Annotated in this window: 3 protein-coding genes; all 3 read left to right on the forward strand. The window is 54.9% G+C overall.

Annotated elements, in window-relative coordinates; all coding sequences use genetic code 11:
- Positions 1 to 63 precede the first annotated feature (63 nt).
- On the forward strand, positions 64 to 2,613 hold the full coding sequence (locus ACFE7X_RS06795; protein WP_375434916.1) for a zinc-dependent metalloprotease: 2,550 nt from the start codon (positions 64 to 66) through the stop codon (positions 2,611 to 2,613).
- 289 nt (positions 2,614 to 2,902) lie between these two features.
- The gene (locus ACFE7X_RS06800) at positions 2,903 to 4,567 is read left to right on the forward strand and encodes an amidohydrolase (protein WP_375434917.1); all 1,665 of its coding nucleotides are present in this window, start codon (positions 2,903 to 2,905) and stop codon (positions 4,565 to 4,567) included.
- Between the two features lie 582 nt (positions 4,568 to 5,149).
- Positions 5,150 to 6,076 carry a tyrosine-type recombinase/integrase gene (locus ACFE7X_RS06805; protein ID WP_375434918.1) on the forward strand — a complete coding sequence of 309 codons (927 nt, stop codon included), beginning with the start codon at positions 5,150 to 5,152 and terminating at the stop codon, positions 6,074 to 6,076.
- Positions 6,077 to 6,518: the final 442 nt, after the last annotated feature.

Below are 6,518 nucleotides of genomic sequence, written 5' to 3' on the forward strand. Positions count from 1 at the left end.
ATGCTGTTTCACCGGATGCTGGCACGTTAGGTTTCCTTTTTCAACTACCCCAACCACCCCCGAATGAAGCTACCCAAGCAGTTACCAGTTGCCTTGCTGCTGGCAATTTCCCCACTGGCTAACGCCCAAAACCCGACGGCCGATCCGGCTGCGGCAGCCAGCAAACCCACCGCCAAACCCGCCGCTTCCCTTACCGACTTCACCAAGGGAATGAAGAAGTACGAGGGCTACTTTCCCTTTTATTACGAAGAGAAAACCGGCAAAGTCTACCTGGAAATAGACCGGTTCGATCAAGAGTTTCTTTACTTCAGCTCTCTTACGGAGGGGGTTGGCTCGGGTGGCCCCGAGAAAGGCCAGGCTTCGTCATCCATCGTGAAATTTATGCGCATGGGTCCCAAAGTGCTGCTGCTGGCGCCCAACTACAACTACCGCGCCGTCACGACCAACACCGACGAGTTAAAATCGGTGGCCGGCGCCTTCGCCAAATCCGTTGTTTGGGGCTTTATGCCCGCCGCCTCCGAAGGCAGCAAAGTGCTGGTGGACTTCACACCCTTTATCGTGCGCGACAGCCAGAAGATCGGCGACCGACTCGGGGCTCGAAGCTTTGCCGGTTTGCGCGGGGCAGCCCCCGCAACGGGTGGCGCCAGCGCCCCGTACCGCTTCGATGAATCCCGCTCGGGCGTGTTTCTGGAAAGCACCAAGAACTTCCCCAAAAACACCGAGTTTGAAGCGCTGGTTACGTTCACGGGCGGCGCTACGGCCGGCGGGCGGGGCTTCGGCGGCGGGCCGGAAATTGCGCCCGACCCCAACGCTGTGACGGTGAACATGCACCAGTCATTGGTAGAGTTGCCCGACAACAACTACAAGCCGCGCAAATTCGACCCGCGCTCCGGGTTCAACCTGTTCAGCTACCTCGACTTTTCGGCCCCCATGACCGAGCCCGTAATGGTGCGCTATTCGCGGCGGCACCGCTTGGAGAAGAAGAACCCCAAAGCGGCCACTAGCGAAGCCGTTGAGCCCATTGTGTACTACGTGGACCGGGGGGCGCCCGAGAAAATTAAGCAGGCTTTGATTGAGGGCGGGGCGTGGTGGAACCAGGCGTTTGAGGCGGCGGGCTACAAAAATGCCTTCCAGGTGAAAGAGCTGCCGGCCGGCGCCGATGCCATGGACATTCGCTACAACGTGGTGAACTGGGTGGACCGCGCCGGCAACCCGCGCGCCTTTTCCTACGGCTCGTCCTACATCGACCCGCGCACCGGCGAAATCATCAAGGGCGTGGTAACGTTGGGCTCGGACCGGCACCGGCAGGATTACCTGATTGCCGAAGGCTTGTTGCAGCCCTACGGCAGCGGCAAAGCCAATACCGACAAGATGGAGCAACTGGCCCTGTCCCGCATCCGGCAGTTGTCGGCCCACGAAATCGGGCACACCCTGGGCTTTTTCCACAACTTTGCCGCCAGCCCCAACGGCCGGGGCTCGGTGATGGACTACCCGTTTCCGCGCTTCTCCTTGAAAGCCGACGGCACCATTGACGTATCCGATGCCTACGCCAAAGGCATTGGCAGTTGGGACAAGCGGGCGGTGCTCTGGGGCTATCAGGACTTCCCGAAAGGCACCAACGAAGACGAGGCCCTGGAAAAGATCATGCAGGAAACTCTCAAGCAAGGCCACTTATTCATCCCCGATATTGGCGGCTACACGCACCCTACTTCTCACCAATGGGACGACGGGGAAAACGCCGTAACCCAGCTCACCAAGCTCATGACCGTGCGCCGGCACGTGCTCGACAACTTCTCGGAAAAAGCTATTCCTGACCAGGCGCCCATGGCGACGCTGGAGGAAGTATTGGTGCCCATTTATTTGTTGCACCGCTACCAGATTGAAGCAACGGCCAAATCGTTGGGGGGCCTGTACTTCTCGCCGGCCGTGAAAGGCGACGGCCAAGTGGCCACCAAAATGGTAGCGCCCGCCGAGCAGTGGAAAGCCTTCGATGCGCTGCTGACCACCATCACGCCGGACGCGCTGGCGCTGCCCGAAAAGCTGATTCAAAAGATTCCGCCCCGCCCGTCGGGCTACAACAACATGTCGGAGCTGTTCAGCCGCCATACCGGGCCTACCTTCGACCCGATTGCCGCCGCCGAAGCCGCCGCCAGCGAAACTATCTCGTCGTTGCTAAATGCCGAGCGGGCGGCTCGCCTGATTGAATACCAGGCCCGCGACAGCCAGCAGCCCGGCTTTATGCCGGTGGTCGATAAGTTGCTGACGGCCACTTGGAAAGCTCCACTGCCGGCTGGCTACAAAGGTGAGTTGCAAACCATGGTTAACAACGTCACGCTCAAAACGTTGCTGGAACTGGCCGCCGACAACCGGGCGTCGGAAAGTGCCCGCGGGCAGGCCCTGCTGAAAGTGCAGGAACTGCAACAATGGATGGTCACGAAGATGCCCTCGGCCGAAAGCCGGCAGAAAGCCAATCTGGCCTTTGGGTTGGCGCAGATTTCCAAGTTCAACGAAGACCCCAACAAGTTCCAGCCCATTCCTGGCCTGGATATGCCGCCCGGCGCCCCCATTGGCATGCCCGGCATGGATTTCCTGGATGATGACGTGGCGTACTAAGGCAGCTGAAGTTTTTCACGAGCTGATGTTGCAGCGGCAGTGTCCTGCTTGATCTGGCATCCGTGTGGCCGCAGGCGCAGTCGAAGCATCTCGCTAGGGTGGTAAACTCATCTACTATAGCAACGATTCGAGCGAGATGCTTCGGCAAGCGGACGCCACATCAAGCAGGCCAAGTAGCTTGGCAACCATGCAGGTTAAGTGCTTCCGCTCCGCCAATATGACGGTCAATAACCTTCTTTCATCCAAGTTTCCGTTTTCCCTTATCAGGTAACACCAAACCCCGAGAGCCATGAAAACCAACTTTACTTTCTTTAGGCGCGTGCTGAGCGCGGCTGGTTTGCTGGGCGCGCTAGCGCTGCCACAGCGCGCAGCTGCCCAAACCACTATGTCGCCGGCTAAACTGGAGGCGCTTAAAAAGGAGCTTGCCGTCGAGATTGATAAGCAGCAGAAGGCCACCCAGCAAATGGTGGACATGGTGTTTAGCTTCGGCGAGCTTGGATTTCAGGAAACGGAAACCTCGCGCTACCTGACCGGCATCCTTAAGAAAAACGGCTTCACCATTGAGCAGGGCATTGCCGGTATTCCCACGGCCTGGGTGGCAAAGTGGGGTTCGGGCAAGCCCGTAATTGCCATCGGCAGCGACATCGACTGTATTCCGAAGGCCTCGCAAAAACCGGGTGTGGCCTACCACGACCCCATTATTGCGGGGGCGCCGGGCCATGGCGAAGGGCACAACTCCGGCCAGCCGCTGAACGTGACGGCCGTGCTGGCGCTCAAAAAAATTATGGAGCGAGAAAAGATTCCGGGTACGCTTATGCTCTGGCCGGGCGTGGCCGAAGAACAGCTCGGCTCTAAGGCCTACTTTGTGCGCGACGGCTACTTTAAAAACGTGGATGCCTGTATTTTCACCCACGTCGGCGACAACCTGGGCGTGTCGTACGGCGACGCGGGGGGCAACGGCATGGTTTCCGTGAAGTTCAACTTCGATGGGCAGGCTGCGCACTCGGCGGGCGCCCCGTGGCGCGGCCGTAGCGCCCTGGACGCTGTGGAACTGATGGATATTGCCTGGAACTTCCACCGGGAGCACATGGAAGTAACGCAACGCTCGCACTACGTGATTCCCGACGGCGGCGACCAGCCCAACGTGGTGCCGTCGAAGGCCTCGGTTTGGTACTACTTCCGCGACCGGACTTACCCCAAAATCATGCAGATGTATGAAGACGCGCAGAAAATGGCGCAGGGCGCCACGCTCATGACCAACACCACCGTGACCCACGAGGTGCTGGGCAGCGCCTGGCCAGGCCATATGAACAAGCCCGTGGCCGAGGCTATGTACCAGAACATCCGGGCGGTGGGACTGCCCACTTGGAGCGCCGACGACCAAGTGCTGGCCCGGGCTATCCAGAAGGAAATGAAGGCTCCGAAAACTGACCGCCGCAACAAACCAATTGATGGCCTTGCCATGAAGCTCGATACGCTTACCAAGCCCGAAGAATTCTCTATCGGGGGCGGCTCCGACGACATTGCCGATATTTCCTGGAACGTGCCAACCGTGGTGCTGCGCTACCCGGCCAACATCCCCGGCTTGCCGGGCCACCACTGGTCGAATGCCGTTTCCATGGCTACGCCGATTGCCCACAAAGGCGTAACGGCCGGCGCCAAAGCCGAGGCCATGACGCTACTAGATATGCTGGTGAAACCCGAAATCTTGAAGGATGCCTGGACTTACTTCAACGAGGTACAAACCAAAAATACCAAGTACACCCCCCTGATTTCAGCTACCGACAAGCCAGCCGTTACGCTGAACAAAGGCATTATGGCCGAATTTCGGCCCGCTATGAAGCAGTATTACTACAACCCGGCGAAGTATAAAACCTATCTGGAGCAGTTGGGCATTAAGTATCCTATGGTACGGCCCGAAAGTGCAGCCAAAGCCGTTAGCGGCGGCCAGTAGGTATATAAATTAGTCAGGAGCCCGTTAGTTATCGGCCTCGCAACCCAGCAGAAACGAGATTCTGCTGGGTTGCGAGGCCGATAACTAACGGGCTTAATTTTATGTCTGCAAAGCGTTGGCCACGCAATCCATCCAATTGAACTGCCGCCAGAATTCGCAATGAAGACCTGGCGATCCGCACGGCCAAGTTTGTATAACTCCTGGCTGCGCCAATGGCTTGTTTGTTTCTTCTGTTTTATATGTGAGCAACTTCAGTTCAACTAGCAAGTGATACTCTCTTGCAACAACGTAAACCATCAAGGCGCATGATTTCGTGGGTTGGCAAGGTGAAAACGGTTGTTACTTTCTTTCGTTTTGGTTGCAGTTCGACAAAGGCGTTCATCATCTAGCCAGTTAAGTAGTCACTGACCGGACACGCAGTATCCGTCTGGTATAAAACTTACTACCGATAATTAACGATTATCGGTAGTAAGTTGATTTGTGCTAACTTTGAGTTAAGCTTGATGTTATTCCTTATTATATAGGTGCATGAAAAAGTCAACGCAACTGTCAGTGGTCGTAGCTACCCGCAACCATTCCTTCGTGGAACTGCCATCCTCGGTGGCGCGCTACGTCGAGGCCGGTTTGCACGGGGCTGAGAACACCAAACGTGGGTACGCCGCGGATTTGCGCAGCTTTCAGGATTACTGCGAGCACCACCAACTACCGTACTTGCCAACCGAGGTTACAACAGTGGCCGGGTATATCTCACAAATGGCGGACCGCGGAATGAAACTAGCGTCCATCCGTCGGCACGTAGCGGCAATTGCCAAGTTGCACCAACTAGCAGGCAAGCCGTCGCCGACCGGGCACAAACCGTTACACATGGTGTTGGATGGTATTGCGCGCGTAATTGACAAGCAGCAGCGCCAGGCGCCAGCCTTCACGGTCATGGAGCTGAAGCAGGCAATTCAGGCAATAGAGTTAACGAAACCAACTGGTTTGCGAGATCGAGCAGTATTGTTACTGGGTTTTGCGGGAGCGTTCCGCCGATCTGAGTTGGTGGCGATAAATGTGGAGGACGTTGAAATTACCCGGCAAGCGTTGGTAATTCATTTGCGTCGCAGCAAAACCAATCAGTACGGCCAGGAAGAAGATAAAGCCGTTTTCTATTCTCCCAATGCGGATTTCTGTCCGGTGCGTGCAGTACAAGAATGGATAGAATGCCTCGGAAGAACTTCGGGGCCGTTATTCACCCGAATGAACCGCGGCAACAAGAATAAACCCGCGCAACCGGGCACAAGCAGATTAACAGATCAAAGTGTAAACGATTTGGTGCAGCGGCATCTAGGCCCAACCTATACGGCGCATTCTTTGCGAGCTTCCTTCGTAACTATAGCGGTTGAAGCAGGACAATCAAATAAGGCAATCAAAAATCAAACAAAACAAAAAACAGATGCTATGATTGAAAGATATGCAAGATTGGATGATGTAAAGCGATTTAATGCAGCTCAACATTTAGGGCTTTAATTAAAGCTAATACCTAAATAGTTTATTTAATAATCATCAAGCAATAAGAAGTTTTTATAAATAATAAAATTCTACATGAATATCAATAACACGGTTGTCTGTATTTACGTATAGCTTCGAAGTAGATTTGTATAAATACTTATAGAGCATAAATAATGCTTTCCTGTACTACTATAATGAGTTAATTAAAATATACTTTCTTGTCATTTGCTTTGCTGCAAAATTTGCTTGAATAGTACGGTTGGTGACCTTACTCTTAGTCAGCTTTTCAAGCTATTCCATGGTAACAAGTAGCAGTAACAAAAACGCCTTATCACAGTCGAAGTGACAAGGCGTTGTTAGTCGGATTATGCTGACTTCTTAAGCAAGCTTACGCATGAATTTAGGAGCAGGTTAACGGGTGATCTGGACCCAGCCCTTGTAGGTGCGCTTGGTGCCCGCG

The sequence above is a fragment of the uncultured Hymenobacter sp. genome (assembly GCF_964242765.1).
In the GTDB taxonomy this organism is placed as follows: Bacteria; Bacteroidota; Bacteroidia; order Cytophagales; family Hymenobacteraceae; genus Hymenobacter.

What these genes read in the sequence shown, in the direction of transcription:
- ACFE7X_RS06800 (WP_375434917.1), top strand. Translation starts at nt 2,903, where the DNA reads ATGAAAACCAACTTTACTTTCTTTAGGCGCGTGCTGAGCGCGGCTGGT.
- ACFE7X_RS06795 (WP_375434916.1), top strand. Translation starts at nt 64, where the DNA reads ATGAAGCTACCCAAGCAGTTACCAGTTGCCTTGCTGCTGGCAATTTCC.